This window comes from Croceicoccus sp. YJ47 (assembly GCF_016745095.1).
GTDB lineage: Bacteria > Pseudomonadota > Alphaproteobacteria > Sphingomonadales > Sphingomonadaceae > Croceicoccus.
The window spans coordinates 583,294-608,441 of the sequence record NZ_CP067087.1; the positions used below are offsets into that span (position 1 = coordinate 583,294).

A 25,148-nucleotide genomic window follows, 5' to 3' on the forward strand; every position below is an offset into this window, starting at 1 on the left:
CGAATTACCGGCGCAGCGCGCGCACGCAGGCGGCCCGGTCCACCTCGCGCCCGTCGCTGCGCCTGGCATCGACATAGGTCGCGCGTTCCTGCGCCCGCGGGGTCGCGGGATAGAGATAGATGTCGAGCGTGCAGGCGCTGCCTGTAAATTGCAGCTTGCGCGCGTCATCTTCCCATACGTCGAGCCGCGGCGTGCCGAATTGCTGCACCAGCCGCCCGGCATCGGCGCCGATCACCCCTTCGAGCCCAGGCAGGTTCATCACCCGCGGCGCGCGAAATGCGGTCGATGTCGGCACATCGGGACGTTGCGGCAGGGGTGTCGAGGACGGCACGCCATCGCGGCGCCCGACGGGTGCCTGCGACGCGGGCACGGCGCACCCGGCCAGCAGGGATGCGAGCACGGCAGCGGCAACGGATTGTTTCAGCATTCAAATGTCATCCAGCATCAAGGTCGCGCGGCGGCACGGTGCACCATATGCGTGGCCGCCGCCGCACCCAGAAATGGCGCCAGCAAGTTCAGCAATGGCACGGCCAGCAGCCCTACCACCACAAGCCCGAGCAGGAAACGGCTAAGCGGCCCAAGCGGGGCATCACGGAGATCGGCTGCATGGCGCAGCCTGACCATGTCGCGCAATTCCCGCCCCAGCAGCCATGCATTGACCACCGCGAACACGATGGCCGTCCCCACCCCTGTAAACAGCAGGGCCAGCGCGAAGGGTAGCGCGATCAGATTGGCGATCAGCGCGCGCATCGCCCCGCGCCCGGCCTGCCGCACCTGTTCGCGCAAGGGCACGTCGCGCGGACGGAGCGCGGGATAATGGCGCGCCTCCACCGCGGCGACCACGTCGTCAGCATAGAATTGCAGCACCGCCATCGCCACGATCCGCCATGCAAGCCACACGCCGAGCACACTCGTTACCACGCCAAGCGCCGTGCCCGCACCGCCCGTCGCCCATTCCGCGCCGAAGATCGCCGAGATGCTCCACAGCAGCGCCGCCGAAAATCCCGCCGCCACCGCCACGCTCAACATCAGCGCGAGCGCAATGCTTTTGAGCAGAAGACCCAACACGCGCCGCTGCGCGATCTGCGCAAAGGCCAGCGCGAAGGCGGTGGGAATCGACACGGGTGCGGATCGGGCGATGGACATGGTGCACGATAGGGGGCGCGACACGCTTGCTGTCAACGCCGCGCTTCCCTAACCGGCAAGATCATCCGCAATATGCAGCAAGACGAGTGACCTGATGACCGCACCCCAATTCGACGTTCTCGCCATCGGCAATGCCATCGTCGACGTGATCGCCCCGTGTGAGGATGGCTTCCTCGCCGAACACGGCCTGGACAAGGGCGCGATGGCGCTCGTCGATACGGCGCGGGCCGAAACGCTCTACGGCGCGATGGGTCCGGGGCGCGAAGTGTCCGGCGGTTCGGCGGCCAACACCTGCGCCGGGCTGGCGGCGCTGGGCGCGAAATGCGCGTTCATCGGGCAGGTCGCGGACGATCAGCTCGGCCAGGTGTTCGCGCATGACATCCGCGCCGCCGGCATCCATTTCGACACCGCCGCGCATACAGGCGATGTGCCGACCGCGCGCTGCCTCGTCCATGTCACCCCCGATGGGCAGCGCACGATGAACACCTTCCTCGGCGCGTCGCAGGAGCTGACGGCCAGGGTCGTCGATGGCGCGCGGATCGCCGATGCGGCGGTGCTTTATCTCGAAGGGTATCTGTGGGATCCGGACACGCCGCGCGCCGCCATGCGCGATGCCATGCAGGCGGCACGCGATGCGGGTCGCAAGATCGCCTTTACCCTGTCCGATGCGTTTTTGCTCGACCGGCACGGCGATGATTTTCGCGCGCTGATCGACGGCGGCGAGATCGACATCCTGTTCGCGAACGAAGGCGAGGCGATGGCGCTCACCGGGACCGAAAGCTGCGAGGCGGCCATCGCGGCGCTCGCGCCGAAATTGCCGGTGCTGGTCGTGACCCGCGGCGAGAACGGCGCCGTCGCGGTCACAGGGGACGAGCGCGCCGAGGTCGAGGCCGAGCCGGTGCAGAAGATCGTCGATACCACGGGCGCCGGCGACAGCTTCGCCGCCGGGTTCCTCGCCTACCATGTGAAGGGGCGCCCGCTTGCCGAGTGCCTCACCATGGGGGCCGTCGCGGCGGCGGAGATCATCTCCCACTATGGCGCGCGGCCCGAAGCGGACCTGAAATCGCTGGTGGCGCAGGGTCTGGGCTAGGCGGTGCGGCGCGGGCGGGGCGTCATGCGTCCCGCTCGCGCGCGACCTCGCGCCATCCGATGTCGCGGCGGCAGAACCCGGTATCGAAGCCGATCGCATCGACGGCGCGATAGGCACGGTCCTGCGCCTCACCGACGCTGTCGCCGCTCGCCGTCACGTTCAGCACGCGCCCGCCTTGGGCGACGAGCGCGCCATCCTGCATCGCGGTGCCGGCATGGAACACGCGCGCACCATCGGTTTCCGCCGCGTCCAGCCCGGTAATCGCCCCGCCTTTCTCGGGCGTGCCGGGATAGCCATTGGCCGCCATCACCACGGTCAGCGCAGTTTCGGGCGAGAAGCGCGGTGGCGCAATGCTCCCCAGCCGGTATTCCGCAGCGGCCAGCAACACCTCGCCCAGATCGTCCTCCAGCCGCATCATCAGCACCTGACATTCGGGATCGCCGAACCGGCAATTATATTCGATCAGCTTCGGCCCCTCGCTGGTCAGCATCAGCCCGGCATAGAGCACGCCGCAATACGGGGTCCCCTCCTCCGCCATGGTGCGCACCGTCGGCGCGATGATGCGTTCCAGCACCTCGCCCTCCATCATGGCGGAAAGGACGGGCGCGGGGCTGTATGCGCCCATGCCGCCGGTGTTGGGGCCGGTGTCGCCCTCGCCCACACGCTTGTGGTCCTGCGCCGAGCCGAAGGGCACGATGGTGCTCCCGTCGGTCAGCGCGAAAAAGCTCGCCTCTTCGCCGGTCATGAATTCCTCGATCACGACCGAGGCACCCGCCGCGCCGAACCGGCCGCCGAATATGTCATCGATGGCGGCTTTCGCGTCTTCGCTGGTTTCCGCGATGATGACGCCCTTGCCCGCCGCCAGCCCATCCGCCTTGATCACCACCGGAATGGCAAAGCGCGACAGCGCCGCATGGGCCGCGTCCCTGTCATCACAGCGCGCGTAACCGGCGGTCGGGATGCCGGCGCGCGCGCACAGATCCTTGGTAAAACCCTTCGACCCTTCGAGCTGCGCCGCCGCGGCGTTGGGGCCGAACACCGCCGTCCCGCGCGCGCGCAGGCTGTCGCCCAGCCCGTCGACAAGCGGAGCCTCCGGCCCGACGACGACCAGACCGATACGGTTATCCTCGCAAAAAGCGGCAACCGCATCGTGATCGCCCACCTCGAGCGTGATACAGCGCGCATGATCCGCAATGCCCGGATTGCCCGGTGCGGCAAATAGCACGCCGCCGCCGGTCAGCAGCCGGGATTGCGAAAGCCGCCACGCCAGCGCATGTTCGCGCCCGCCCGCACCGATCAGAAGGATGTTCATTGGCCCGTCGCCCTGTCAATTCGCGTGAAACGCCCAGCCTGTCCGGGGGCGATGAAAGTGACGCGCTGTTAGCGCGCGTTTCCCCCGGCGACAATGATGCGCCGGTCACGGTGAGCGAAATATCCAGCCTGTTGAAACGCACGGTGGAGGATCGCTTTGGCCATGTGCGGCTGCGCGGGGAATTGTCGGGGGTGAAGCGCGCGGCATCGGGGCATCTTTACTGCGCGTTGAAAGATGACAAGGCGGTCATCGACGCCGTGATGTGGCGCGGCAATACCGGGCGGCTGGGCTTCATGCCCGAAGACGGCATCGAGGTCGTCGCCACCGGCAAGCTCACCACCTATCCCGGACGTTCGAAATATCAGATCGTCGTCGATTCGATGGAGATCGCGGGCGAAGGGGCGCTGCTCGCCCTGCTCGAACGGGTGAAGGCGAAGCTGGAGGCGGAGGGGCTTTTCGCCGCGTCGCGCAAACGTGCGCTACCGTTCCTGCCCGATGTGATCGGGGTCGTGACCTCGCCGACCGGGGCGGTCATCCGCGACATTTTGCACCGCCTGTCCGACCGGTTTCCAAGCCGCGTCGTCGTGTGGCCCGTCATCGTGCAGGGCAAGGGCAGCGCCGAACAGGTCGCCGCCGCCGTGCGCGGTTTTTCCGCGCTCCCACAGGGCGGACCGGTGCCGCGCCCCGACGTGGTCATCGTCGCACGCGGGGGCGGGTCGATCGAGGATCTGTGGGGCTTCAACGAAGAAATCGTCGTGCGCGCTATCGCCGAATGCTCGATCCCGGTGATCAGCGCGGTCGGCCACGAAACCGATACGACGCTCGCCGATTTCGCCGCCGATCTGCGCGCGCCGACCCCGACCGCCGCGGCCGAACTGGCCGTACCCGTGCGCAGCGAATTGCGCATGGCACTCGACGAATATGGATTGCGCAAGCGGCGCGGCGTGGCCCGGCCCGTCGCGCTCGCCCGCGAAAGGCTGGCGGCGTGGGGCGAACGCCTGCCCGATCCCGCCGCGATGATGGCCGAACGCGGGCAAAAGCTCGACGATCTGGGCGAGAGGCTGCGGCGCGGTCTTGCCATGCGGGCTGACCGGGCGGGCAGCACGCTGGCCGAATTGCGCGGGCGGTTGCGCCCGACCATGCTGAACGAACGGATCGCGCGGCAGGGGGCGGTGCTGTCCGACCTTCGCGGGCAGATGACGCGCGCCCTGTCCGCCACGGTGCGCCACGAACGGCGCGCCCTGGACCGGGTGCCCGCCATCCCCCGGATCGTCACGCGCGGTCTGACGCAGGAACGCGAACGGATGGCCGCGCTGCGCAGCGTGCTGACGCAGCTCGACCCGCTCGCCCCATTGTCGCGCGGCTATGCCATGGTGCTCGCCGACGGGCAGGCCATCAGCCGGCGTGACGACGCGGCGGGCAAGCCTGCGCTGACCCTCCGCTTCGGGGACGGAACGCTCGACGTGGCGCCAGTGACCCAGGCGCCGCCAAAGCGCGAAACACCCGCGCCGCGTCGCCGCCCGCCCCGCAAGACGCCGGAAAAGCGCGACGAACCGGAACAGCAGTCATTGTTTTGACAGGCCCGGCCCGCTAGATCATCGCACATGTTTTCAAGCTCCGATGCAAAGCCCGCCCGCCTGGAATACGGCCCCAATTCCTTTCGCCAGCTTACCGCGGGGGATCACGTACTCTGCGCGGTGAGCGGGGTGCCGATCCCGCTCGACATGCTGCGCTACTGGGATGTGGAGAAGCAGGAACCCTACGCCAGCGCGCAAATCGCGACCGAAGCGCTTTACCCGTCGTGATGGCGCGCATCCTTTCGCGCGCCGCGGGTGCCGCCGCCATGGCCGGCATGATCGCCGCATGCGCCGTCGTTCCCGAATCGGAACCGGGCGACGCCGCCGCCCGCATGCCCGAGGCGTCCGCGACCCCGGTGCCGCTCCCGCGCCCCATCGACGTGACCTTTCCCGAACGGCAGGATCTGCCCCCCGCCCGCTTCGCCTATGACGGTGAAATGACGCAGGGCGGCTGGATTCGCGGCACCGCGCCGGTGGGGACCGACACGCTGGAGCTTAATGGCGTAGGTGTCCCCATGGGCGAGGACGGCAGCTTTCTCGCCGCGTTCGACCGCGAGGCCGGCACGGTCGCCACGCTCGTTGCCAAACGCAGCGACGGATCGAGTGCGAGCGAGGCCATCGCCATTTCGCCGCGCGACTGGCGGATCGAGCGCGTCAATATCGCGCGCAGCACTGGCGGACCGAGCGAGGCGTTCATGCGCATTCGTCGTCCGGAACTCGAACGCATCGGCACCGCCCGCGCCCGCGACACCGGCAGCACGGGCTGGCGACAGGATTTCATCTGGCCTACGAAGGGGCGTATTTCGGGCGTTTTCGGATCGCAGCGCATCTATCGCGGCGAACCGGGCAGCTATCATTCCGGCATCGACATCGCGCCGGGCGCGGGCGTGCCTTTCGTGGCGCCAGCCGACGGCACGGTGGTTCTCGCCGCGCCGGAGGGCTTCAGCCTCGAAGGGCAGCTGCTCATCATCGACCACGGCCATGGCCTCAACAGCGCATTTCTCCATGCCCAGCGGCTTGACGTGAAGGAGGGCGACATCGTCCGCCAGGGTCAGCAGCTCGGCACCATCGGATCGAGCGGGCGCGCCACCGGGCCGCACCTGCACTGGAGCATGAAGTGGAAGGATGCGCGGCTCGACCCGATCCTCTTCACCGGGCCGATGACGGGCAATTGACGGGGTGAGCGCCGCCGCGCGGCTCGGGCGGATCGGCGGCGCGGCGGTGCTGGCCCTGTGTGCTCTTGCAATGCTTGGAGCGCATGAAACGCGGCCGGTCGATGCCGGGCCGCTTGCGATTACCGCCGTCCCGGTCGCAGGCGCGGGCATGCAGATCGGTCCCTTCACGCCCGGCGGGGCATGGCGGCTCGACGGATCGCGACCCGATTTTCACGGCCTTTCGGGGCTCGCCATCCTGCCCGACGGGCGTTTTCTCGCCGTGTCGGACCGCGGCTGGCGCGTGAGTTTTCCGAAACCGGGCGACGCGGGCGGCGTCACGATCAGTTCGGCGCGCGTCCCCTCTTTCGGGCCGCACGCCCTCAACGATCTCGAAGGCGTGGCGGTCGACCGGGATACCGGGGCATTCTGGATCACTTTCGAACATCTCAACGCGATCGCGCGATTCGCGGCGGGCGCGGAGGCGGGTGTGGCCGTGCAACCCGCGGCGATGGCATCGTGGCCGCGCAACACCGGGCCGGAAACCATCGTGCGCCTGCGCGACGGTCGCTTCATCGTGATCGGCGAGGCCGTCAGCCCCGGTCGCTCACACAGTCATGTCGGCGTACTTTTCGATGGAGACCCGGTCGGCGATGGTGTTCGGCGCCCGGCAAAACAGCCCCCTGCCGAACAGGCGAGCGGGGCACAGGGGCGCATCTTTCACCTCGCCATGCCGAACGGGTTTCGCCCGGTCGATGGCGCACAATTGCCCGACGGGCGCGTGCTGATCCTCGGGCGGAAGTTCAGCGTGCTGACCGGATTTTCGACCAGCATCGCCATCGCCGACCCGGCGCAGATTCGCTGGGGCGGGTTATGGCAGGCACGCGAAATGGCCCGCATCGACAGCGGGCCATTGGCGGATAATTACGAAGGTCTGGCCATAGAGCCGGCGCGCGACGGGGGCGTGCACATATGGCTGGTATCCGACGACAATCTCGCCAGCATAATCCAGCATCAATATCTGCTTCGCCTCGACTGGCCGGCGCCCTAGGCGCCCGCGGCGGTTCAGGCCGCGGCGTTCGCCTTGGTCAGCTCGCGCTTCACCTTGAGCGCGCGGGGGCTGAGCTTGGTGTCCGAGGTCTTCAGCAGCCAGTTGTCCAGCCCGCCATTGTGCTCGACCGAACGCAGGCCGTTCGTCGAGACACGGAACTTGAAGCTCTTGTCCAGCTTCTCGCTCATCAGCGTGACACGCTGAAGATTGGGAAGGAACACGCGCTTGGTCTTGTTGTTGGCGTGGCTCACATTGTTGCCGATCAGTCGGCCCTTGCCGGTCAGTTCGCAGATGCGCGACATGGTTTTAACTCGCTTGATAAAGGACGGTATAATTCGTCGGGAAAGCGCGGCGCATAGCGAGAGCCTGCCGAATCGTCAAGCAAACCACGCCGCGTCGCACCGATACCGCGTTTATTGCCCTGCCGCCGCGACTCGGGCAAGCCTTGCGCCGATGAACGTGCCGCCCCCTCTGCCCGACCGCGTGCGCTGGCCCCTGCCTGCACCGATGGCCGCCGCCCTGGAACAGGCGCGCATCGCCGCCGATGCCGGCGAGGTTCCGGTCGGTGCCGTCGTGGTCCGGCACGGCGCGATCGTAGCGGTCGCGCATAACGAACCGCGCGGCCACCACGACCCGACGGCCCATGCGGAAATGCTCGCGATTCGCCGTGCGGCGCACATGCTCGGCACATCGCGGCTGATGGATTGCGATCTCTACGTCACGCTGGAGCCATGCGCGATGTGTGCCGGGGCCATCACCCACGCGCGGATCGCGCGGCTCTACTACGGCGCCGCCGATGAAAAGGGCGGCGCGGTGGAGCATGGCCCGCGCCTGTTCGACCGGGCGGAATGGCTCCACCGCCCCGAAATCTACGCCGGGATCGGAGAGGCGGAGGCCGCCGCCCTGCTCCGCGCGTTCTTTGCCGAACGGCGGAAATAGCGTCCTACGCCGGTTTGAAATCCAGCCCGATGTCGGCAGCCGGCGCGCTTTGCGTCAATCGTCCGACCGACACGTAATCGACCCCGCTCGCGGCGATTGCGCCAATGGTGTCGAGCGTGACGCCCCCCGATGCCTCCGCGGGCACGCGCCCGGCGATTATTCTTACCGCCTCGCGCAGCAGGTCCGGCCCCATATTGTCGAGCAGCAGATGCGTCGCCCCCGCGCCGATCGCCGGTTCGATCTGGTCGATGCTGTCCACTTCGCAGATGATGCTGACCACGCCCGCCGCCTTGGCGCGCGCGACCGCCGGGCCGACACCGCCTGCGACCGCCACGTGATTATCCTTGATCATCGCCGCATCCCAAAGACCCATGCGATGGTTCTGCGCGCCGCCCATACGGGTCGCGTATTTTTCGAGATGGCGCAGGCCCGGAATGGTCTTTCGCGTGTCGAGCAGCGTCGCGTGCCCCTCCATCGCGGCGACATAGCGCGCGGTCATCGTGGCAATCCCCGAAAGATGCTGCACCGTGTTCAACGCGCTGCGCTCCGCAGTCAGCAATGCGCGCGCATTGCCCGACACGCGCATCAGGTCGGTTCCGGGCGCAACCGCATCGCCATCGGCCACCAGCATCGCGATCTCGCACGACGGGTCCAATGCGCGAAAGAACGCAGCCGCGATGGGAAGCCCCGCCACCGTCACCGGATCGCGGCTGTCCATGACGCCGTCAAAGCGCGCGTCTGCGGGAATGACGCTCTCGCTCGTCACGTCATGGCCGCCGCCGGGCACTCCCTCGCCCATATCCTCGGCCAGCGTGTCGCGGACGAAGGCGTCGAGGTCGAAATGCGGAATCTTCATCAGTGCACGAACCTTGCCACGACATCGCGATAGCTGCGCGACACCTTCACCTCCGCGCCCGAACCCAGCACGAGGAAACATTCGCCATTGGTGTGCGGCTTCACCTGCCGCACCTGGTTCAGGTTGACGATGGTGGAGCGGTGCACGCGCTGAAAATCGCGGGGGTCGAGCCGGCGCTCCAGATCCTTCATCGTTTCGCGCAGGATCAACGAATTGTCGCCGGTATAGATGCACATGTAATCGCCCGCGGCCTCGATATGTTCGATGGTGCCGACATCGACGCGGAAAATCTGGCCGCGATCCTTCACGTTGAGCATTTTTTCGAATCGGCCCCCGGACGATGCGGTGCCGGCGTCGTCCTCCTCGTTCGGGTCGACCGCGTCGGGCGCCACCTCGGCGAGAACGTTCTTCAGCTTCTCGACCTCTTCCAGCCCGCGCTTTTCCGAAATGCGCGTGCGGGCCCGCTCGATCGCGTCGGCGAGCCGGTCCTCGTCCACCGGCTTCATCAGGTAATCGACGGCATTGGCCTCGAACGCGCGGACGGCATGTTCGGAAAACGCGGTGACGAAGATGAACAGCGGCGGCTCGATCTCCATCACGCCCTTCACCACCGAAAACCCGTCGAAACCGGGCATCTGAATGTCGAGGAAGACGAGGTCGGGCTTTTCCGTCTTGATCGCGCGGATCGCCTCGCGCCCGTTGGCGCAGGTTTCGATCACCTCGATATCGGGATGCTGCTGCAGGCGGAGTTGCAGGCCCTGGATGGCCAGTTTTTCGTCATCGACGAGGATCGTGCGAATTGTCATCGGATTTCCTGATAAAGACATGTGCCCAACAAACGGGCGCATGGCGATGTGGTTTCACGCATCGTTGCGTTCCGACGCCGTCGGGGCGGCTGCCGGACGCGCGTTGGGGGGTGCGGGACGGATCGCCGGCCCCGCCGGATCATAGGGAACGTCGATCACCACGGCAAAGCCATCCTGCGGGCGGGAACGGATTTCGAAACGCTGCTCCTCGCCATAGGCCTGAACCAGACGCTGCCGGATATTGGCGAGGCCGACGCCGGTCGATTGCGCCTCGTTGCCATGGGCGACGCCGATGACATCCTCCGGGTCCACGTCCTGCGGCAGGCCGGGCCCCGTATCGGCGACGGTAATCCGCAGCATCGCGCCCATGCGTTCGGCCGACACGGTAATTTCCGCGCCGGTTTCCTGCGGCGAAACGGCATATTTGATCGCATTTTCGACCAGCGGCTGAAGCAGCAGCGAGGGCATCAGCGCGTCGCGCACGTCGCCCGCGATGTCGAACCGGGTGCGCAGCCGCTCCTCGAACCGCATGCGCTCGATGTCGAGATACAGCTTCAATGTCTCGATCTCCTGCGCGACGGTCACGCGCCCGGTCGGCGGGTTGACGAGCGTATAGCGCAGAAAGCTCGACAGCCGCGAGAGCATCGCATTGGCGGGCTCCGTCTGTTTCAGAAGCACCAGCGTCGAGATCGAATTGAGCGTGTTGAACAGGAAATGGGGATTGAGCTGATAACGCAGCATGGCAAGCTGCGCGCTCGTCGCCTGATTTTCGAGGCGGAGCAGACGGTCGTTCTGCTCCTCGACCTGAAGATAGAAATTGATCGCATAATACAGCGCCGACCACGCACCCAGCAGCGTCATGTCGAGATAGAACACGCCGAGGAACAATTGTGCGAACGGCGTTTCCCCGGCGGGCCGGTAGAGCGATATGACCCAGCTGTCGATGAAGGCATAGAGGCCGACCGCGAAGGCCAGCACGATCCCCGTCGCGCCCCATGTCACGATGGCACGCCGCCCCATCAGCACGCGATAGATGACCGAGAGAATGAGGCTCAGCGAAAAGCCGGTGATCGACCCGATGACCACGATGACGAGGAAGGAGAGCGGGCGTTCATTGGCGAGGCTCGTCACCCCGCGCAGCAGCATCGCCCCGCCCCAGCCCGCCGCCTGCAGCCGCCAGAACGCCTGATTCTTGTCCTGAAAGAACGGCGCCTGGGCAAAGGGCAGCATGGTCATGGGGCTATGCCGGTTCATAACCCCGCCATAGCGCGCCGAGGCCCCTCGCGACACAGGCGCGGGAGCCTGTCGCACGCTCATCGTCGCGGTTTCGCCTCGTCCCGGCTCATTGGGAAGCGTGACGACCAGTCGAACCACATGCGGCCATCGTTGTTTTCATCACGGATGCGGTCGATGATGGCAATTTCCTCTTCCATGACATCGATGCGTTCGTCCCATGCGTCATGCGTCGGATCGAATATTCCGACATCCCGCAACCGCAGATATTCCCGCATCAGTTCCGGGCCGATCTGCACGTCGTAACCCGCATTGGCAAGCAGCCATATCGTCAGCCGATCAGCCTCACGCTCGCTATGGCGCACGCGGCCGTTGGTTCGTCTGCCCTTGAGTTCTTGCGGATGGCGCAGGATCACATGCGCGAATTCATGCGCGACGATCGCGGGGAAATAATCCTTATCGCCATGTTTGTTCGCCAGCGCATCCCCGATCAGCACGCGGCGACCATCGCTTCGCGCGGTGCCGCTATTGGTGAGAATCTCGAACCGGTAAGCGCAAACCGGCTCCGCCGCGATTGTTACCCGGCGCAGCGTGCCCTGGGGATCGAGGCCGGCAATGCGGACGATGCCACGCCGCGACAACAGCGTGTCGACATGATCGTGCAGGTCGCGCATCCGGCGAAAGTCGCCGGGCTGGCTTTCCGCGATATCGGACACGGGCCGTGCCCCGATCGCAACGACTTCACGAATTCTGGCGGCGCCCGCCCGGTCGCCCGGACCGCCAGACGCCAGCCCGCCAATGCCGAAATCACCGGAAAGGCCGAGCGACGCGCGTGCCGCCCTGGCGTTACCGAAGCTTTGCGCATCGACCATCTGCATGCCCACAGACGGGCGGCGTTGGTGACAGAACGGGGCGTTTCCCCGTGCCAGTCGCCACCCCACGGTCAGCAGCTTCGCATCGAGATCGAGCAAGCCGCGATAGGCGTTATCTTCCTGGTTGCCCAAGCCGTGTGCGGCGGATGGAAGCGCCAATGCCGCACCGGCAATAGCGACCGCGAAGAACAAAGAAAAAGCCGAGTAAAATCGCATCACCCCGCCATGTTGGATGCTTTATCTTTCAATATGGTTAAGCGCCTCGCGCAGCGCGTCTGCCCCCACTGCCCCGCGCAAAAGCGAGTCCCCCGCGACCCAGGCCGGTGTTCCGTCGACCTGCAATTGGGCGGCGATCTGGCGATTGGTTTCCACCTCCCGCGCGATGTCGGCGCCATCGGCATCGGCACGGGCCTTTGCCATGTTCAGCCCGGCGCGCGCCGCGGCGGCGGCGATGCTCTGCGCATCCGGCCTACCGCCTTCGTACATCGCGTCGTGGAACGCGGCATAGCGGCCCTGCTTCGCGGCGGCGAGCGCCATGCGCGCGGCATCCTCGCTCGCCTGCGAAAGGATCGGCAATTCGCGCACCACGACCCGCAGGTCGTCGTCCTTCGCGATGAGCGCCTTCACGTCCGCCACCGATTGCCGGCAATAACCACAGGCATAATCGGTAAAGGCGACAAGCGTGCGGCTCCCGTCCGGATTGCCGAGCACCGCGCCGGGGAACGGCTCGGTCAGCGTATCGCCGATGCGGGAGATTTCCTCGCCCGCCTGCTTCATGCGGAGGCGTTCGATCGCCTCGGGCAGGATTTCGGGATGTTCGAGGATATAATTGCGGACCAGCGCCTCGATCGCGGCGCGCTCACCCTCGTCGAATTCGTCGGCGGCGATGTCGCTGGCGCTGTCGGACTGCGCCTCGGCGGGGCCGGTCCTGTAGAGGACGGCGGCACCGAACGCGATGACGAGGATGACCGCGAACGCCGCGACGAGACGCCGGGCAATGCGGTGGGAGCGGGATCGATCTGCGGCCTTCATGGATTGCAAGGCTAGTCGCGTTTGCGCTTTCGTTCAATCGCATCGCGCGCCTGCAACGCAATATCCTGTGCGCGGAGCCAGTCCGGCGTGCCGGTCGGCAATGCGGCTTCGGCGGCCTGCGCATTCTGCAGCGCGGACATGGGATCGCCGGTCATCATCTTGGTTTCCGCGCTGGCAAGCCGCGCGCGCGGTAGATCGCCGCGTTCGGCATAGATCCGTCCCAGCTGATACCACGCCTGCGGATTCAGCCTGTCGACCGCGACCGCCGCGCGCAGGACGCGCTCCGCCTCCGCGTGATGCGCGGCATCCTCGGTGGCGAGCAGCGCATGACCGAACAGCGTGGCGATCAAAGGCTGATTCCCGGTAAGCGACACCGCCCGGCGCAGCGGATCGAGCGCGGCCTCCGCCTGCCCCGCCTCCAGCAATATTTGCCCCTTCAGTTCGAGGAAATAGGGATCGTCCGGCGCATCTGACAGCAACGCATCGGCTTCCGCCACGGACTTGTCGAACAGGGCCTGCCGGTGCCGGCTATACGCGCGGGCATAGCGGGCGGGCACCGTGTCCACATATTCGGGATAGGCGATGAGCACCTGTTCCGGCGGGGCGAGATAGCCGTAAAGCTTCGCCTTCATCCGCTGAAACCGGCGCTCGATGTCGGGATCGGCGGGATTGTCCCACGCATCGTCCCGTTCATAGACCGTGCGCAGCGTTTCGATACGATCGCGCGAGAGCGGGTGCGTGCGATAGAACGTGTCGCTGGAATCGGCATAATAGCCGGAGCGATGTTCCAGGTTCTGCAACTTGCGGAAGAAATCGAGGCTCCCGCGCCCGGACAGCTCCGCACCGGCCAGATATTTCGCGCCGGCAAGATCGGCGGCCTATTCCTGCCCGCGGGTAAAGGCGAGGAACTTGCCCATCGCGGCCTGCTGTCCTGCGGCGATGACGCCCATCGCCGCCTCGCCGCCGCCGGCCGCAGCCGCCGCCACGCCGAGGATCAGCGACAGGATCGAGATATTGCCCGCCGCCTTCGCCCCGTCGCCGAAACCGATGACGTGGCCGCCGGTGATGTGGCCAAGCTCGTGCGCGATCACGCCCTGCACCTCGAGCGCGTTGTCCGCCTCCGCAATAAGGCCCGAATGGATATAGACCGCCTGCCCGCCCGCGACGAAGGCATTGACCGACCCGTCGTTGATGAGCACGAGATCGACGTTCCCCGGCTCCAGCCCCGCCGCGCGGATCAACGGCGCGGCCATCTCGTCGAGCAGCGCCTCCGTCTCCGCATCGCGCAGGATCGACTGCGCCGCCGCCGGACGCACCGACAGCAGCACCACCGCAAGGATGCAGAGCGTTCGCGCAAGAAGGGACCGCAGGGCGGAAACGGGCATGATCGGTCGGGCTCGCATGAAGGCCGGTGGTGTGCCCGCCGGTGTGAACGGGCAATGAAGCCGCAGGATAGGGCCAGCGCGTGACGAGGACAAGCCACGCAGCGCCCGCGCCGCAGCCGTCATGCCGGCAGCATCCGCGATTCTCGCCCTTCTACCGCCCGAAAGTCCGGCCGGGCGCGCCGATCTTCGGGCGCGTCAGATGGCTGCGCTCTTCTTGTCATTCCGTTCGGCGGCGGCCACGATCCGCTCCGCCTCCCCATCGTGGGCGAGGCCGATCTCCTCCAGAAACGCCTGCCCCCCGTCATAGGCGGAACCGGTCCACAGCGGCACGCCCGCATCGGCAATGCGTTTCTTCGCCGCCTGCTCCTCGGGCGAATGGGTGTCGCCGGCCATGCGGATGAAGATCGCGGCGACGCGGCCCGGATTATGCGCCGCCACATGGCTGAACGCGACGAGGTCGCCCTGCGTATCGTCGCCGATCATCAGGACCCGCTTTTCGGGATAGAACGCGAGAATGCGGTCGATGGCGTCGACCTTGTGCGTACCGTGGCTCGACGAGCCGAGCGTCGCGCGGTTGAAGCCCCAGTCGCGCAAATGGATCGGACCGACCGGCAGGCCGCGCGTCTTCATGAAGGTCACGAGATAGGAAAACAGGTTCCACGGGCTGGACGACACGTAGAAGAACGGATGCCGCGTCGCGCGCAATTCCGCACCCGCCTCACCCGTATGCGCGCCGTCCTCGCCCCCGCCCGCCAGCGCGCCATAGAACGTATCGACGCCCGGAACCGCGGTCCTTTCAGCCGGCATTTGCGCCAGAAGCCTGTTCCAGTTGCGCAGGACCGAGCGCAGGCCGCCGGTCACGCCGGTTTCGATGATGGTGTCGTCGATGTCGGATATGATCGCCCGGTCGGTGTCGGTGCCGGGCGCGAGCACGAAGCCGTCGGCCCGTTGCGGACCCTCCCGCGTGGCCCAGTGGAATTCGACCGTTTCCCACCGTGTCGTCGGCGGCATCGGCCAATTGTCGAGCGCGATATCGAAGGCCACGAAACCCTCGTCATTCGTCACGCCCTCATACCGGGCGGTGATGCCGTCGGGGGAACGCACCAGGAGCGTCACCGGCAGGCGCGGCTCCTCCCGCGATGCGAAATGGTCGAGCAGGGCACGGATCTTGCGCCATTTGGCGGAATGGTCCCACCGCGGTTCGCGATTGCGCAAGGCGCGCGCCTCGATCCTCAGCCCGTGGGTGTTGCGATAACCGAAATAGGGAACGAGGCGTGGTTCTCTTTCAAACAGCGTCATGGGGTCATCAACGACGCACCCTCGCTTTCGTGCCGGACGAGGCCAGCAGATTGCGCGCCGCCCGCGTGACGAGCCTGTCGTCATGGGGCAGTTCGCCCAGCACCCCGACCCGCCCCGCACCGTCCCGCCGCGCAAGCAGGAGCGTATATTCCGGCCCGATCGTATCGAGCGCGTCCAGCCCGACCGTCGGACACGCGTCGAGCATCTGCGCCGCGCTTTCCCCCATGCGCTTGCCTTGCTCACCGCCTGCTGCGATTGCCCCGCCTTCCCGGCTCAGCTCGTGGCGAAGTTCGCCCAGAATGTCCTCTTCCACCATTTCTTTCCAGTTCAGCACGCCGAATACATGGTCGATACCCCGCCCGTCGCGCGAAAAGGGAAGCAGGATACCGCGATACAGAACCATCCGCCGCTCGCGATTGACGAATTCCGCCTCGAACCCGATGGGGGTCTGATGCGCGAGGATCTGAATATAATGATCGGTCACGCGCGACAGCAGCGAATGGGGCGGCACATCGGACAGCTGCGTGATCGTGCCCGGCGCAGAGACCCCGCATTCATCGGCCAGCGCCGCGCCCAGATGCGAGACGAGCGGGTTTTCGATTCCCGCCGCGAAATCGAGCATGACGCTGAACGGCCCGAAATCGTCGTTCTCGTTCGGTTTGATCGCGCTCACCAACGGATAGCGCCCCTGCCCCAGCAATTGCGCCCAGCAATTATAGGCGCGAACCTGCATGCGGCGTTCGTCCTGTCCGATGGCGGGGGGCGCGTCATCGCCGATTTGCGCGGCATCGGGCATGTCCGGATCGGCGATCGCGTCGAGGGAAGCGTCGTCGGCGGGAAATTCGTCCTGCCATTTCCGGCGGCGATTTTCACCGTTCCAGTTCAACATTGCCATTCCCGTCGTCGCCACTTGAAGCGACAACAGCTATCGGCTTCGGGTAAACCGGTGGTTAATTCCGCCCCTGCGCCTGACCTTCCGCGGGCGGATCCTGCGGCCGGGCGGCAATACGCCGCGCGCGGGCGAGCAGGACCTCGGCCTGGGCGAGGTGAAGCCGCTCGACCATCTTGCCGTCGACACGGATCGCGCCGCGCCCGGCATGTGCCGGGTCGTCAAACGCCGCGACGATGGCTTCCGCCTCCGCGATTTCGTCCGGTGAAGGGGCAAAGATCGCGTTCGCCGTCGCGATCTGCCGGGGGTGGATTAATGTCTTGCCGTCGAAACCGCCGTCGCGCGCCTGCCGGCATTCGGCGTGCAGACGGTCCTCGTCGTCGAGCGCATTGCACACCCCGTCGAGCACGATCAGCCCATGCGCCCGCGCCGCCAGCACCGCCATGGTCAGAACGGGCTGAAACGCCGCGCGGCCCGGCAATTGCGCGATGCCGCTGTCCTTCGCCAGATCGTTGAGGCCGAGGACCATCCCCGCCAGCGGCGTATCCGCAGCGCACGCCGCGATCTGCGCCAGGTTGAGCACGGCAAGCGGCGTTTCCACCATGATCCACAGCGCGACATCATCGGCAAAGCCCGCGCCGGCCATCACATCGGCAAGGTCGCGCACATCCGCGGCATCGTCGATTTTCGGCGCCAGCACGGCGTCGAGCGGCGCCTGCGCCAGCGCGGCGAGATCCGCCCTGCCCCATGCGCCGTCGTGGGCATTGATCCGCGCCACCCGGTAACGCGGACCGAAACCGCCGTCGTTGAATGCGGCGACGATTTGCGCGCGGGCGTCGGCCTTGGCCTCGGGCGCGACCGAATCCTCGAGATCGAGGACGATCGCATCGACAGGCAATGCGCGCGCCTTGGCGATCGCGCGCGCGTTGGAACCTGGCATGTAAAGGGCGGAGCGCAGGAGCGGAGCATCGGTCATGCCCCGTGTCCTGTCACAAGGCGCGCCGGGCTGGCAAGAAAAAGACCGCCGGCGTTACAGCATGTAGCGCATGCGGATCGATTGCCGCCCGCCATCGGCGCCGACGCGGAACGACGCGTCGCGAAACCGCGGCGGGCCCATGCGCACCTTCGCATCGCGGGAAAAGCCGAACCCTTCGCGCGGCATCATCAATGTCTTGTCCACGCGCCCATTGCCGTTTTCGTCGTGAAATACGGCGATCGCATATTGGCCGGGGGGCACGTCCTCGAACACCAGCCGGGGCTCGCCCGCGGCGCCGATCACCTGCTTGCGCCCGTCATGCGCACAATCGGGGAACGCCTCGGCCACGGGGGCGAGGCAGGCGAAAAGCTTGCCGTCGTGATTGCGCAGATCGGTAACCGTCACCCGCAAATCGCCCGCGCCGACCGCGCCGGGGAGCGTGAAGGCGATGACCGGCAATGCGGCGATCCTGGCTGTCTGCCTGAACGCTCGGTGCCGTAACGCGGGCCCGAAAAATTTCATCGCTTACGATCCCATCCTTGCGGTGCAATCCCGCGGTCGGTGCCGCATATCCGGTCCCAGAACCGGAAATACAGCCCGTAATTGCAGGCATAACGGTGATGATGCACCTGGTGATGGCTCGCCGTTATCAGCCAGCGCCCCAACCGCGAATGAACGACGGCATCCGGAAACATGTCCCACCCCATGTGATTGGTCACACCCATGACCGTCATGATCGCCAGCACCAGAGCCAGCACGCCGACATGGATCGGAACGAGAAACACCAGCGCCGGGATCACCACCGCCCCGGTGAGCGCCTCCCACGGGTGAAACGCCATCGCCGCCCACGCGGTCGGCGGGCGGCTGGCATGGTGGACCGCATGCATCATCCGGAACGGGCCGGGCCGGTGCATCCACCGATGGGTCCAGTAGAACCAGCTGTCATGCGCAAAGAGATAGATGAACAGAGACACCGGCAACCACCACAGCGGCATGGCACCGACATCGTCGTAGATCCGGGTCCAGCCGCGCTCCTGCCAGCCCCAGCCGACGATGCCCGCCGGAATGCCGTAGATCGCGGCGGAAAGCAGCGACCAGCCGATCTCCTTGCCGATCTGCGCGTTCAGCCCGTTATAATGACCCGGCCGCGTCATCCGCGTGGCGAGCGCGAAACCGCCGCTCGTCAGCATGTAGCGCACCGCGACGATGGCCGTCATTGCCAGGGCCGATGCTCCCATGGCCAGAACCCATCCCGGTATCGTCGCGCTCATGCCCCGTGCCTTAGCGGCAAAGCGCCGCCATTCAAATGGCGAAGCGCATCGAGACACTCAGCTCAGTTCGTTTTGGCCCCACGGTGCGCATTGCGGGTCACACTCCACCTGCCGGCGCCGGATGGCGATGCGGGCGAGCCGCTCCACCTCTTTCTTCCGGCGGGCATGCGCGAGCGTGAGCAAGGGCGCGGGCCGAAGAATTTCCGCATCATAGCCATCGGCCACGATCAGCCCGCAGGAATCGGGCATGAACTCCGGCATGTCCATGCACGCCCGGTCGAGCGACGGGCAAAGCCCCCAGTAGAACCGATCGCAATAGTCCAGATAATCGGGCCATTTGGAATCGCCGAGCAGATCGGCGCGCGCCACCTTGATCTCCACGATGATGAGACGCCCGCTCGCATCCATCCCCATGAGATCCGCCCGCCGCCCATTGCGCAGCGGGACTTCCGGCAGGGTCCAGATATCGTTGCGCGCGAACAGACGGCCGATTCCGCGCGCGACGGCCTGCGCCCGTGTCGATGGCGCCGACGGGGACGGGGACGCGGGCGTGGTATGTAAAAGCGAATCGGACATGGTGACGTATTAAAGAACAAAATACGAACCTGGCAAGCGTTCGGGACGTTTGCGCCCCGTGAAAATGCACGCTCATGGCGGATTTTTCGATTCCCGGCCCGAATGTGCCGACGCCCTTTGAAAAGGGCTGGTCAGCCAATCATCACCCTGCTAATCGCGTTCGGCACGCACCCGTAGCTCAGCTGGATAGAGCGCTGCCCTCCGAAGGCAGAGGTCACAGGTTCGAATCCTGTCGGGTGCGCCAACCTTTTTAACAGCTTAGATGTGAAATCCTCGGCCCCAGAGGAGCTCGGGGAAACGGCAGGGGAACTCTCGGTGCCGCAGAGACTCCCGCTCGAGTCACGCGGCTGGACCCGTTTTCCCCGGACAGGGATGAACAATCTCTTGCCTTGATCCCCGGCTTTCGATTCAATAGGGCAGTGAAGAACAAATCGTGAATCAGGGGAACGTCATGCTCACATCGCTAGAACTCTGCGCCGGGGCCGGGGGACAGGCGCTTGGTCTCGAGAAGGCCGGGTATGAGCACGAGGCGCTGGTCGAGATTGATTCGAGCTGTTGCGAGACGCTCCGGGCCAATCGGCCGAGCTGGAACGTGATCGAGGACGATCTCCGGGTGTTCAAGGAGCGGGCCGCCGATTTCAAGGGCGTGGACCTTGTCGCAGGCGGGCTCCCCTGTCCGCCGTTCTCGCTCGCTGGCAAGCAACTCGGAGAGCGCGACGAGCGCAACCTCTTCCCGGATGCCCTCGACATCATCGACGCCACGCGTCCCCGCGCTGTCATGATCGAGAACGTCCGGGGCTTCCTCAGCGCCGTGTTCCACGATTACCGGGAGGGGCTGAAGAAGCAGCTCAAGAAGCTCGGTTACGAGGCAGACTGGCGGCTGCTCAACGCATCGGACTTCGGCGTCCCGCAGCTCCGGCCGCGTGTCGTCATTGTCGCGCTTCAATCCAAGTACGTCGATGCCTTCGATTGGCCCGAAGCGGAGGCCCATAACCCGGCGACGGTCGGCCAAACCCTTTACGACCAGATGGCGGCCGATGGCTGGCGCGGCGCGAAGAAGTGGCGCGATCGGGCGGACGAGATAGCGCCGACGGTGGTGGGCGGCTCTAAGAAGCACGGCGGCCCGGACCTCGGCCCAACGAGAGCAAAGGCGGCATGGGCCACCCTCGGGGTCAACGGCAAGACGCTGGCCGATGCCCCGCCGGAGCGGGATTTTGTGGGAATGCCCCGGCTCACGGTCCCGATGGTAGCGCGGCTACAGGGTTTCCCGGACGATTGGCGCTTCGTGGGCCGCAAGACGGCCGCCTATCGACAGGTGGGCAATGCCTTCCCGCCCCCGGTCGCTCGAGCCGTTGCGGAGAAGGTGGCTACAGCCCTCGCCAATCCCGCGGTCGCCAAGCGCCGCGCCTAACTTCATCCCGATCTCACAATGTGCTAGCCACCCCCCGACAGTTTCGCGGGGGTGGTTTTGCGCAAGAGGATACCAGCAAGTCTAGTCGTTCCGGGACACCCGGATTACGAGCTGCTCAAGAGCATTGCAGACGAGATAGACCGCAAGGCGGGCGGCCGGGCCGAGCTCTCGACCGAGATGCCGATTATGCTGCGCGAATGCATCGACGCGCTCATCAATACGCCGCGCACCGGCCGCCGGGACTTCAACGAGCTCGAGAAGGTCGAGAAGACTTTCATTGGCACGCACGTCGAGATTGTCGTGCGCCGCTTCCTGCGGCTCAAGAAGGGGCTCCTCGATACGATCATCCTCGGCCACGATGTCGATATCAAATTCACGACCGGCGATAACTGGACAATCCCGCCCGAGGCATACGGACACCCCTGCCTCATCATCGCGGCGGACGAGGAGCGCTCGCTCTGCTACGTGGGCCTCATCGTCATTCGGCCCGAGGTGATGCACGGCGGCGTCGGCAATCGGGACGCGAAGCGGGGAATCAGCGCAACCGGCTTCGAGCATATCCTCTGGCTGCTTTGTGAGCATCCCTATCCGCCCAACTTCTGGCGCACGGTTTCCCCGGAGGCGACGGAGCGGATCACCTCCGCCCGCTCCGGCAACGAACGTGTCATGGCGCTGTTCGAGGAGGTTCAAGAGCGGCCGATCACGCGGGACGTGATCGACGCGACGGCCCGGCAGAAGGACTTCACACGCCGGACCCGGGCGGACAACGGCCGGGGGAGCCGGGACCGATTGCTCGAGAAGGGCATCCTCCTGCTAACCGGCACGAAGCACCCCGCGCTTATCGAGGCGCTCGGCCTGCCGTTCTGTCGCCGGGGCGAGTACATCTCCTACACGCCCAAGACAGACGAGGAGTGGCGGCTGGCCGAGGAGGCGGGCATTTCTCGGGATGGCTGACAAGCTGACGCCGGAGCGGCGCAGCGAGAATATGCGCCGGATACGCAGCAAGGACACGAAGCCCGAGCTCATCGTCCGCCGGATGCTCCACGGCCTCGGCTACCGCTACCGCCTCCACCGGCGCGATCTCCCCGGCAAGCCCGATCTGGTGTTTGGGCCGAGGCGCAAGGTCATATTCGTTCACGGCTGTTTCTGGCACCAGCACGCGGAGTGCCGGGAAGGTCGAACGCCGGGCTCCAACACGGGCTACTGGGCACCCAAGCTGGCGCGCAACGTCGAACGGGACGAGGCGGCGCGCATCGCGCTAGATGGCATGGGGTGGTCCAGCGCCACGGTGTGGGAATGCGAGATCGCGGACCTCGACGCACTGGCCGCCCGGCTCCGGGCCTTCCTCGACGGCTAGGCGACCGCCAAGCCCGAGCACCTCTCGTGTTCCCACGCGGCGACAAGCTCCTCGTCACCCCATTGTGCCATATCGCGGACATACGAGCGCCAGATTTGGCGTCCGGCCTCGAATGCCTCGATACACGCGCGCTTGCTCAACAGGTAGCTCTCGACCGTCTCCCAGCTCTTCGCGCCGGAGGGGAAGCCTGTATCGTCGAAGCCGTCACGCGCGAAGTCACCGCGCGGGTCGCAATGGTGCCGGTAGAGCTCGAGGTACTGCCCAAAGGTACACGCGGCGGCCTTCTCGCACCATTCCGCGTACCGGGCTGCGTTTTCGGTACACGAGGCATTCGACAGGGCGGCATTGTTCACGATAGTGTCTCCTATTCCAGCGCTAAACAGCATAGGGGCTCACGTCCGCATTCGCGCAGGCGTAGCACAGGCGGTTGTGGTTCCCCTCGCTCTCGAAGGGCTTGCGGCACCGGAGGCAGGGCCGCGTCTCGGTCGGGACGAGCTCATCGAACACGTCCCGACGCTTGCGGTATGTCCGGGGCCGCTGTTTCACGCCACCTCGAGCATCACCAGCATCGTCCCGTAGGCCCGGCGCTGGCCCGCGTTCATCGTGTCGCGGACGAGCGATTGGTTGTCGGGCGAGCGGAACACGTCCACCCACACCTCCCGCTCCCCGGGCTGGCGTATGAGCCCGAAGAACGCAGCGAGCTCCTCGACCATCACGCCGTAGATGTGCGAGACGCGCCGGACGAGCTCGAGCGTGGGCCAGCGGTCCTTCACCGTGGCGATGGCGGCTGAGAGCGCAACGGTGTGCGCGCTCCGGGTTCGTTCGTCGAAGGTGGCGACGTAGTGGCCCAGGACCGCCTCCTCGGTCAGCTCCATCGGTCGCTCCTCTCATAGACCGCATCGGTGCGGGCCTTCCGAAAGGCGATCTCTGCCGAGCGTTCGGCACAGGCCAGCTCGATCAGAACCGGGTCGGTGTCCGAGCAATCGAGGAGGGCCTTGCCGGGGGTGCAGCCCTTCTCGAGGGCGATCTCCCCGGCGCGTACCATCATCGCGTCTGCGTACTCGGCCGCCTTGTACAGCGGGGCGGCTTCGCCAGCCGCGACCTCGGCCGCGTTCTTGCGCAGCGTGGCGGTTGTGCTCTTCAATATCACGGCGGTCGCGCCCCTCACGGCGGGCACGTCCACGGTCGAAATCTCGTTCACGGTCATGTCGCGGACGACCATCTTCTTGGGCAGGGTCATTGTGCGGGTTCCTTTTCAGTGGGCAGGGAGGACAGGTCATTCTCGACCTGCCGGGCTATCAGGGTGGCGATGGTCTGGGCCTTCGCTCGGGACTGTCGCGGCTGGTTCAGGTGGCGGAGGAGGTCCGGCGCGGACACCTCGAGGTCGCCCAACAGGGTCCCCCGGAACTGGTGCATCAAGCGGGACGCGGAATGCGCCTCAGCCCCGTAGCACTGACGGTACTCAGCGAGGAATGCCCGGTCGCTGTCGAAGAGGGCGCTCATCGCTTCCCCGGCGGCCGCGATGGCCTCCGAGAGGCGCGCGCCGCCTCGACCTTCTCGGCCGCGATCTCGCGCAGGCGGTCGGTGTGTTCGGCGTCCGGCTGTCCGGTCTCCGGCTCCGACCCATCAGGCCGCTGCTGCTTGAAAATTCCCATTGTCGTCTCCTTCCGTTCCTGTGGGGTTGCCCAAGGACGCGCGCACCGAGGCGATCACGTCGCGCGCCTCCTTCGGCTCGAAGCCTGCGCCCTCGAGGTCAGCGCGCCGGGCGCGCCAGAATTGTTCATCGAATGCGGGTCGCGCTTCCTCGTCCCGGGCTTTCATCAGGACCCATCGGTCATAGACGCTGGTGGGCTCCCGCTCGCCCCGAATCAGCCGGTCCTCATGCCACAGGACGGCCAATTCGGGGGTCGCAGGCGCTGCTTCGCCCATCTCGTAGAGGACCGAGATGCGCAGCGCGCGGCGTTCACCGGGAGACATCAGCCGGTAGCCCACCGCGAAGGCGAGGAGGTCGAGGGCGCTGTCCCTACTCATGGTCGATCACCCGGGCCGGAGCCGGAAGCTGCGGGCGGAGGCTGTCGGCCATCTGGAGAGCGACCTTCGCCACGGCATCGCCCAAGACACCGGCATCGACCGTGTGCGTCACCTGCTTGTTCACGGCGATGCCGTGCGTCTCCCGGTAGGCGGGCAGCATCGCCCGGGCGCGCAGCTCGAGCAGGCGGTCCGAATACTTGCGGACAGTGCCGACGATCTTCTCCTTGTGGCGGCCGCCGAAGATGGGCTCCTCCCACCCCTCCTGCGCGCGCCGGTAAATCTCGGCCTCGATGCTGGCCTCGGCCGCCTCGACCGCTTCCTGCCACTGCGCCGCGAACTCCGGGTCACGGTCGCGCTCATCCTTGAAGGTCTGCAATGCACCGTACCGGGCGGACGCGCGCGGACTGGCGGCCCGGGCGGCGCGCGCCATGATGCCGTGGCGGGCGAGCTCTGCGAGGAAAACCCTCTTGCGGCGGTCGGTCAGCTTCATGTGCGAAGAGTAGCTGGCGAGGCCAACGGAACGAACGGCGGAGCGTTGATAATAGCGGCCGCGTTTCCCCTCGGATGCCCCGGGGAACGGCGCTGCGACAAGAAGCCCAAGGAACGCTGGAAACGTCGCAGGCGGGGCTGGGCCTCTAAGAGGAAAAGCTCCCGGCTGCGGGCGGCCCGATCTCGCGCCCGCGCGCGCGGGGACAAACGCAGCAAACGGCGGGCGGCAGACCACCTCGCCCATACAAATGCCCAACAAGACGGCTCGACCCGTCTGCGGAGGCTCGACCCGTCTGCCCGAGGGCCACAAAAATACTGGCGGCAGACGGCTTAGACGGCTTAGACGGGTTAGAGAGAAGGTCAGAGAATAACCGAGACCTCCGCCTTCGAGCCTCCCTT

General features: G+C 66.4%; 30 protein-coding genes, 1 tRNA gene and 1 pseudogene. 10 read left to right on the forward strand and 22 right to left on the reverse strand.

The genetic code is table 11. The annotated features are described in order from the left end of the window. Positions 1-4: 4 nt before the first annotated feature. Together JD971_RS02775 and JD971_RS02780 are read right to left on the reverse strand one after the other, a co-directional pair. Entirely contained in the window at positions 5-427 is a 423-nt protein-coding gene (locus JD971_RS02775; protein ID WP_202085756.1) for a hypothetical protein, read from the reverse strand. A gap of 17 nt (positions 428-444) precedes the next feature. Then, on the reverse strand, positions 445-1,122 hold the full coding sequence (locus tag JD971_RS02780) for an EI24 domain-containing protein (RefSeq protein ID WP_236672236.1): 678 nt from the start codon (positions 1,120-1,122) through the stop codon (positions 445-447). A gap of 118 nt (positions 1,123-1,240) precedes the next feature. On the opposite strand from JD971_RS02780, the gene JD971_RS02785 reads away from it, so the two are divergent. Continuing rightward, positions 1,241-2,236, forward strand: a complete 996-nt coding sequence (locus tag JD971_RS02785) for an adenosine kinase (RefSeq protein ID WP_202085758.1) — start codon at positions 1,241-1,243, stop codon at positions 2,234-2,236. Positions 2,237-2,258: 22 nt separating this feature from the next. Here the strand turns inward: JD971_RS02785 and purD are convergent, their stop codons facing one another. Continuing rightward, positions 2,259-3,548, reverse strand: a complete 1,290-nt coding sequence (gene purD / locus JD971_RS02790; RefSeq protein WP_202085759.1) for a phosphoribosylamine--glycine ligase — start codon at positions 3,546-3,548, stop codon at positions 2,259-2,261. On the opposite strand from purD, the gene xseA reads away from it, so the two are divergent. The 4 genes from xseA to JD971_RS02810 are packed head-to-tail and all read left to right on the forward strand — an operon-like array spanning position 3,548 to position 7,327. After that, complete coding sequence (gene xseA / locus JD971_RS02795) at positions 3,548-5,125, forward strand: exodeoxyribonuclease VII large subunit (protein ID WP_371809704.1); 1,578 nt, start codon at positions 3,548-3,550, stop codon at positions 5,123-5,125. The two genes, purD and xseA, sit on opposite strands and share 1 nt — an antisense overlap. Before the next feature lie 27 nt (positions 5,126-5,152). Continuing rightward, complete coding sequence (locus JD971_RS02800; protein WP_202085761.1) at positions 5,153-5,353, forward strand: DUF2093 domain-containing protein; 201 nt, start codon at positions 5,153-5,155, stop codon at positions 5,351-5,353. Further along, positions 5,353-6,300, forward strand: coding sequence for a M23 family metallopeptidase (locus tag JD971_RS02805; RefSeq protein ID WP_236672237.1), 948 nt, complete (start codon positions 5,353-5,355; stop codon positions 6,298-6,300). Before JD971_RS02800 ends, JD971_RS02805 begins: the two co-directional genes overlap by 1 nt. A 4-nt stretch (positions 6,301-6,304) precedes the next feature. Then, positions 6,305-7,327: an esterase-like activity of phytase family protein gene (locus tag JD971_RS02810; protein ID WP_202085763.1), complete on the forward strand. Its 1,023-nt coding sequence runs from the start codon at positions 6,305-6,307 to the stop codon at positions 7,325-7,327. A 14-nt stretch (positions 7,328-7,341) separates the two neighbouring features. Here the strand turns inward: JD971_RS02810 and rpmB are convergent, their stop codons facing one another. Further along, positions 7,342-7,629, reverse strand: a complete 288-nt coding sequence (gene rpmB / locus JD971_RS02815) for a 50S ribosomal protein L28 (RefSeq protein WP_202085765.1) — start codon at positions 7,627-7,629, stop codon at positions 7,342-7,344. 151 nt (positions 7,630-7,780) lie between these two features. On the opposite strand from rpmB, the gene JD971_RS02820 reads away from it, so the two are divergent. After that, positions 7,781-8,266 carry a nucleoside deaminase gene (locus tag JD971_RS02820; protein WP_202085767.1) on the forward strand — a complete coding sequence of 162 codons (486 nt, stop codon included), beginning with the start codon at positions 7,781-7,783 and terminating at the stop codon, positions 8,264-8,266. 4 nt (positions 8,267-8,270) lie between these two features. Here JD971_RS02820 and nadC read toward each other — a convergent pair whose 3' ends face one another. The 12 genes and pseudogenes from nadC to JD971_RS02880 form a co-directional block, all read right to left on the reverse strand. Then, positions 8,271-9,122 carry a carboxylating nicotinate-nucleotide diphosphorylase gene (gene nadC, locus JD971_RS02825; RefSeq protein ID WP_202085769.1) on the reverse strand — a complete coding sequence of 284 codons (852 nt, stop codon included), beginning with the start codon at positions 9,120-9,122 and terminating at the stop codon, positions 8,271-8,273. Beyond that, a complete protein-coding gene (locus tag JD971_RS02830) occupies positions 9,122-9,928 on the reverse strand; it encodes a LytTR family DNA-binding domain-containing protein (protein WP_202085771.1) in 807 nt (268 codons plus the stop codon). The genes nadC and JD971_RS02830 overlap by 1 nt, the downstream gene beginning before the upstream one ends. 54 nt (positions 9,929-9,982) lie before the next feature. Beyond that, complete coding sequence (locus JD971_RS02835) at positions 9,983-11,164, reverse strand: sensor histidine kinase (protein ID WP_202085773.1); 1,182 nt, start codon at positions 11,162-11,164, stop codon at positions 9,983-9,985. A gap of 77 nt (positions 11,165-11,241) precedes the next feature. After that, the gene (locus JD971_RS02840) at positions 11,242-12,165 is read right to left on the reverse strand and encodes a hypothetical protein (RefSeq protein ID WP_202085775.1); all 924 of its coding nucleotides are present in this window, start codon (positions 12,163-12,165) and stop codon (positions 11,242-11,244) included. A 105-nt stretch (positions 12,166-12,270) separates the two neighbouring features. Further along, positions 12,271-13,065, reverse strand: a complete 795-nt coding sequence (locus tag JD971_RS02845; RefSeq protein ID WP_202085781.1) for a DsbA family protein — start codon at positions 13,063-13,065, stop codon at positions 12,271-12,273. Positions 13,066-13,076: 11 nt separating this feature from the next. After that, positions 13,077-14,468: pseudogene (locus JD971_RS02850) on the reverse strand (M48 family metalloprotease). A 177-nt stretch (positions 14,469-14,645) separates the two neighbouring features. Next, positions 14,646-15,749, reverse strand: coding sequence for an App1 family protein (locus tag JD971_RS02855; RefSeq protein WP_202085783.1), 1,104 nt, complete (start codon positions 15,747-15,749; stop codon positions 14,646-14,648). 7 nt (positions 15,750-15,756) lie between these two features. After that, positions 15,757-16,638, reverse strand: a complete 882-nt coding sequence (locus JD971_RS02860) for a hypothetical protein (RefSeq protein ID WP_202085785.1) — start codon at positions 16,636-16,638, stop codon at positions 15,757-15,759. 61 nt (positions 16,639-16,699) lie between these two features. Beyond that, the gene (locus JD971_RS02865; RefSeq protein WP_202085787.1) at positions 16,700-17,614 is read right to left on the reverse strand and encodes a CoA ester lyase; all 915 of its coding nucleotides are present in this window, start codon (positions 17,612-17,614) and stop codon (positions 16,700-16,702) included. 54 nt (positions 17,615-17,668) lie between these two features. Beyond that, positions 17,669-18,073 carry a DUF2141 domain-containing protein gene (locus JD971_RS02870; protein ID WP_236672238.1) on the reverse strand — a complete coding sequence of 135 codons (405 nt, stop codon included), beginning with the start codon at positions 18,071-18,073 and terminating at the stop codon, positions 17,669-17,671. Between the two features lie 59 nt (positions 18,074-18,132). Beyond that, positions 18,133-18,885: a sterol desaturase family protein gene (locus tag JD971_RS02875; RefSeq protein ID WP_236672239.1), complete on the reverse strand. Its 753-nt coding sequence runs from the start codon at positions 18,883-18,885 to the stop codon at positions 18,133-18,135. Between the two features lie 57 nt (positions 18,886-18,942). Next, the gene (locus JD971_RS02880; RefSeq protein WP_202085791.1) at positions 18,943-19,461 is read right to left on the reverse strand and encodes an MmcB family DNA repair protein; all 519 of its coding nucleotides are present in this window, start codon (positions 19,459-19,461) and stop codon (positions 18,943-18,945) included. Positions 19,462-19,628: 167 nt separating this feature from the next. Here JD971_RS02880 and JD971_RS02885 point away from each other — a divergent pair. From JD971_RS02885 to JD971_RS02900, 4 genes are all read left to right on the forward strand, one after another. Then, positions 19,629-19,705, forward strand: a tRNA-Arg gene (locus tag JD971_RS02885). A gap of 207 nt (positions 19,706-19,912) precedes the next feature. After that, positions 19,913-20,872 carry a DNA cytosine methyltransferase gene (locus JD971_RS02890; RefSeq protein WP_202085794.1) on the forward strand — a complete coding sequence of 320 codons (960 nt, stop codon included), beginning with the start codon at positions 19,913-19,915 and terminating at the stop codon, positions 20,870-20,872. A gap of 57 nt (positions 20,873-20,929) precedes the next feature. Continuing rightward, a complete protein-coding gene (locus JD971_RS02895; protein WP_202085797.1) occupies positions 20,930-21,826 on the forward strand; it encodes a NaeI family type II restriction endonuclease in 897 nt (298 codons plus the stop codon). Continuing rightward, positions 21,819-22,229, forward strand: coding sequence for a very short patch repair endonuclease (locus JD971_RS02900; protein WP_202085799.1), 411 nt, complete (start codon positions 21,819-21,821; stop codon positions 22,227-22,229). The genes JD971_RS02895 and JD971_RS02900 overlap by 8 nt, the downstream gene beginning before the upstream one ends. Here the strand turns inward: JD971_RS02900 and JD971_RS02905 are convergent. The 6 genes from JD971_RS02905 to JD971_RS02930 all read right to left on the reverse strand — a co-directional run bounded on the left by JD971_RS02905 (position 22,226) and on the right by JD971_RS02930 (position 24,750). Further along, on the reverse strand, positions 22,226-22,615 hold the full coding sequence (locus tag JD971_RS02905) for a YozE family protein (RefSeq protein ID WP_202085801.1): 390 nt from the start codon (positions 22,613-22,615) through the stop codon (positions 22,226-22,228). The genes JD971_RS02900 and JD971_RS02905 overlap by 4 nt on opposite strands. Before the next feature lie 156 nt (positions 22,616-22,771). Next, complete coding sequence (locus JD971_RS02910) at positions 22,772-23,104, reverse strand: hypothetical protein (protein WP_202085803.1); 333 nt, start codon at positions 23,102-23,104, stop codon at positions 22,772-22,774. Further along, complete coding sequence (locus JD971_RS02915; protein WP_202085805.1) at positions 23,095-23,469, reverse strand: hypothetical protein; 375 nt, start codon at positions 23,467-23,469, stop codon at positions 23,095-23,097. The genes JD971_RS02910 and JD971_RS02915 overlap by 10 nt, the downstream gene beginning before the upstream one ends. Further along, complete coding sequence (locus JD971_RS02920) at positions 23,466-23,732, reverse strand: hypothetical protein (RefSeq protein WP_202085807.1); 267 nt, start codon at positions 23,730-23,732, stop codon at positions 23,466-23,468. Before JD971_RS02920 ends, JD971_RS02915 begins: the two co-directional genes overlap by 4 nt. Before the next feature lie 123 nt (positions 23,733-23,855). Then, a complete protein-coding gene (locus tag JD971_RS02925; protein WP_202085809.1) occupies positions 23,856-24,260 on the reverse strand; it encodes a hypothetical protein in 405 nt (134 codons plus the stop codon). Then, positions 24,253-24,750: a hypothetical protein gene (locus tag JD971_RS02930; RefSeq protein ID WP_202085812.1), complete on the reverse strand. Its 498-nt coding sequence runs from the start codon at positions 24,748-24,750 to the stop codon at positions 24,253-24,255. The genes JD971_RS02925 and JD971_RS02930 overlap by 8 nt, the downstream gene beginning before the upstream one ends. Between the last annotated feature and the right edge of the window lie 398 nt (positions 24,751-25,148).

Bases quoted from the DNA above. Each gene is read 5' to 3' on its own strand.
- JD971_RS02910 (WP_202085803.1), bottom strand. From the start codon at position 23,104: ATGGAGCTGACCGAGGAGGCGGTCCTGGGCCACTACGTCGCCACCTTC.
- JD971_RS02775 (WP_202085756.1), bottom strand. From the start codon at position 427: ATGCTGAAACAATCCGTTGCCGCTGCCGTGCTCGCATCCCTGCTGGCC.
- JD971_RS02920 (WP_202085807.1), bottom strand. From the start codon at position 23,732: ATGAGCGCCCTCTTCGACAGCGACCGGGCATTCCTCGCTGAGTACCGT.
- JD971_RS02835 (WP_202085773.1), bottom strand. From the start codon at position 11,164: ATGACCATGCTGCCCTTTGCCCAGGCGCCGTTCTTTCAGGACAAGAAT.
- purD (WP_202085759.1), bottom strand. From the start codon at position 3,548: ATGAACATCCTTCTGATCGGTGCGGGCGGGCGCGAACATGCGCTGGCG.
- JD971_RS02820 (WP_202085767.1), top strand. From the start codon at position 7,781: ATGAACGTGCCGCCCCCTCTGCCCGACCGCGTGCGCTGGCCCCTGCCT.
- JD971_RS02785 (WP_202085758.1), top strand. From the start codon at position 1,241: ATGACCGCACCCCAATTCGACGTTCTCGCCATCGGCAATGCCATCGTC.
- JD971_RS02800 (WP_202085761.1), top strand. From the start codon at position 5,153: ATGTTTTCAAGCTCCGATGCAAAGCCCGCCCGCCTGGAATACGGCCCC.
- JD971_RS02805 (WP_236672237.1), top strand. From the start codon at position 5,353: ATGGCGCGCATCCTTTCGCGCGCCGCGGGTGCCGCCGCCATGGCCGGC.
- JD971_RS02925 (WP_202085809.1), bottom strand. From the start codon at position 24,260: ATGAGTAGGGACAGCGCCCTCGACCTCCTCGCCTTCGCGGTGGGCTAC.
- JD971_RS02855 (WP_202085783.1), bottom strand. From the start codon at position 15,749: ATGACGCTGTTTGAAAGAGAACCACGCCTCGTTCCCTATTTCGGTTAT.
- JD971_RS02900 (WP_202085799.1), top strand. From the start codon at position 21,819: ATGGCTGACAAGCTGACGCCGGAGCGGCGCAGCGAGAATATGCGCCGG.
- JD971_RS02880 (WP_202085791.1), bottom strand. From the start codon at position 19,461: ATGTCCGATTCGCTTTTACATACCACGCCCGCGTCCCCGTCCCCGTCG.
- JD971_RS02915 (WP_202085805.1), bottom strand. From the start codon at position 23,469: ATGACCCTGCCCAAGAAGATGGTCGTCCGCGACATGACCGTGAACGAG.
- nadC (WP_202085769.1), bottom strand. From the start codon at position 9,122: ATGAAGATTCCGCATTTCGACCTCGACGCCTTCGTCCGCGACACGCTG.
- JD971_RS02830 (WP_202085771.1), bottom strand. From the start codon at position 9,928: ATGACAATTCGCACGATCCTCGTCGATGACGAAAAACTGGCCATCCAG.
- JD971_RS02875 (WP_236672239.1), bottom strand. From the start codon at position 18,885: ATGAGCGCGACGATACCGGGATGGGTTCTGGCCATGGGAGCATCGGCC.
- rpmB (WP_202085765.1), bottom strand. From the start codon at position 7,629: ATGTCGCGCATCTGCGAACTGACCGGCAAGGGCCGACTGATCGGCAAC.
- JD971_RS02905 (WP_202085801.1), bottom strand. From the start codon at position 22,615: ATGCTGTTTAGCGCTGGAATAGGAGACACTATCGTGAACAATGCCGCC.
- JD971_RS02860 (WP_202085785.1), bottom strand. From the start codon at position 16,638: ATGTTGAACTGGAACGGTGAAAATCGCCGCCGGAAATGGCAGGACGAA.
- JD971_RS02890 (WP_202085794.1), top strand. From the start codon at position 19,913: ATGCTCACATCGCTAGAACTCTGCGCCGGGGCCGGGGGACAGGCGCTT.
- JD971_RS02845 (WP_202085781.1), bottom strand. From the start codon at position 13,065: ATGAAGGCCGCAGATCGATCCCGCTCCCACCGCATTGCCCGGCGTCTC.
- JD971_RS02865 (WP_202085787.1), bottom strand. From the start codon at position 17,614: ATGACCGATGCTCCGCTCCTGCGCTCCGCCCTTTACATGCCAGGTTCC.
- JD971_RS02930 (WP_202085812.1), bottom strand. From the start codon at position 24,750: ATGAAGCTGACCGACCGCCGCAAGAGGGTTTTCCTCGCAGAGCTCGCC.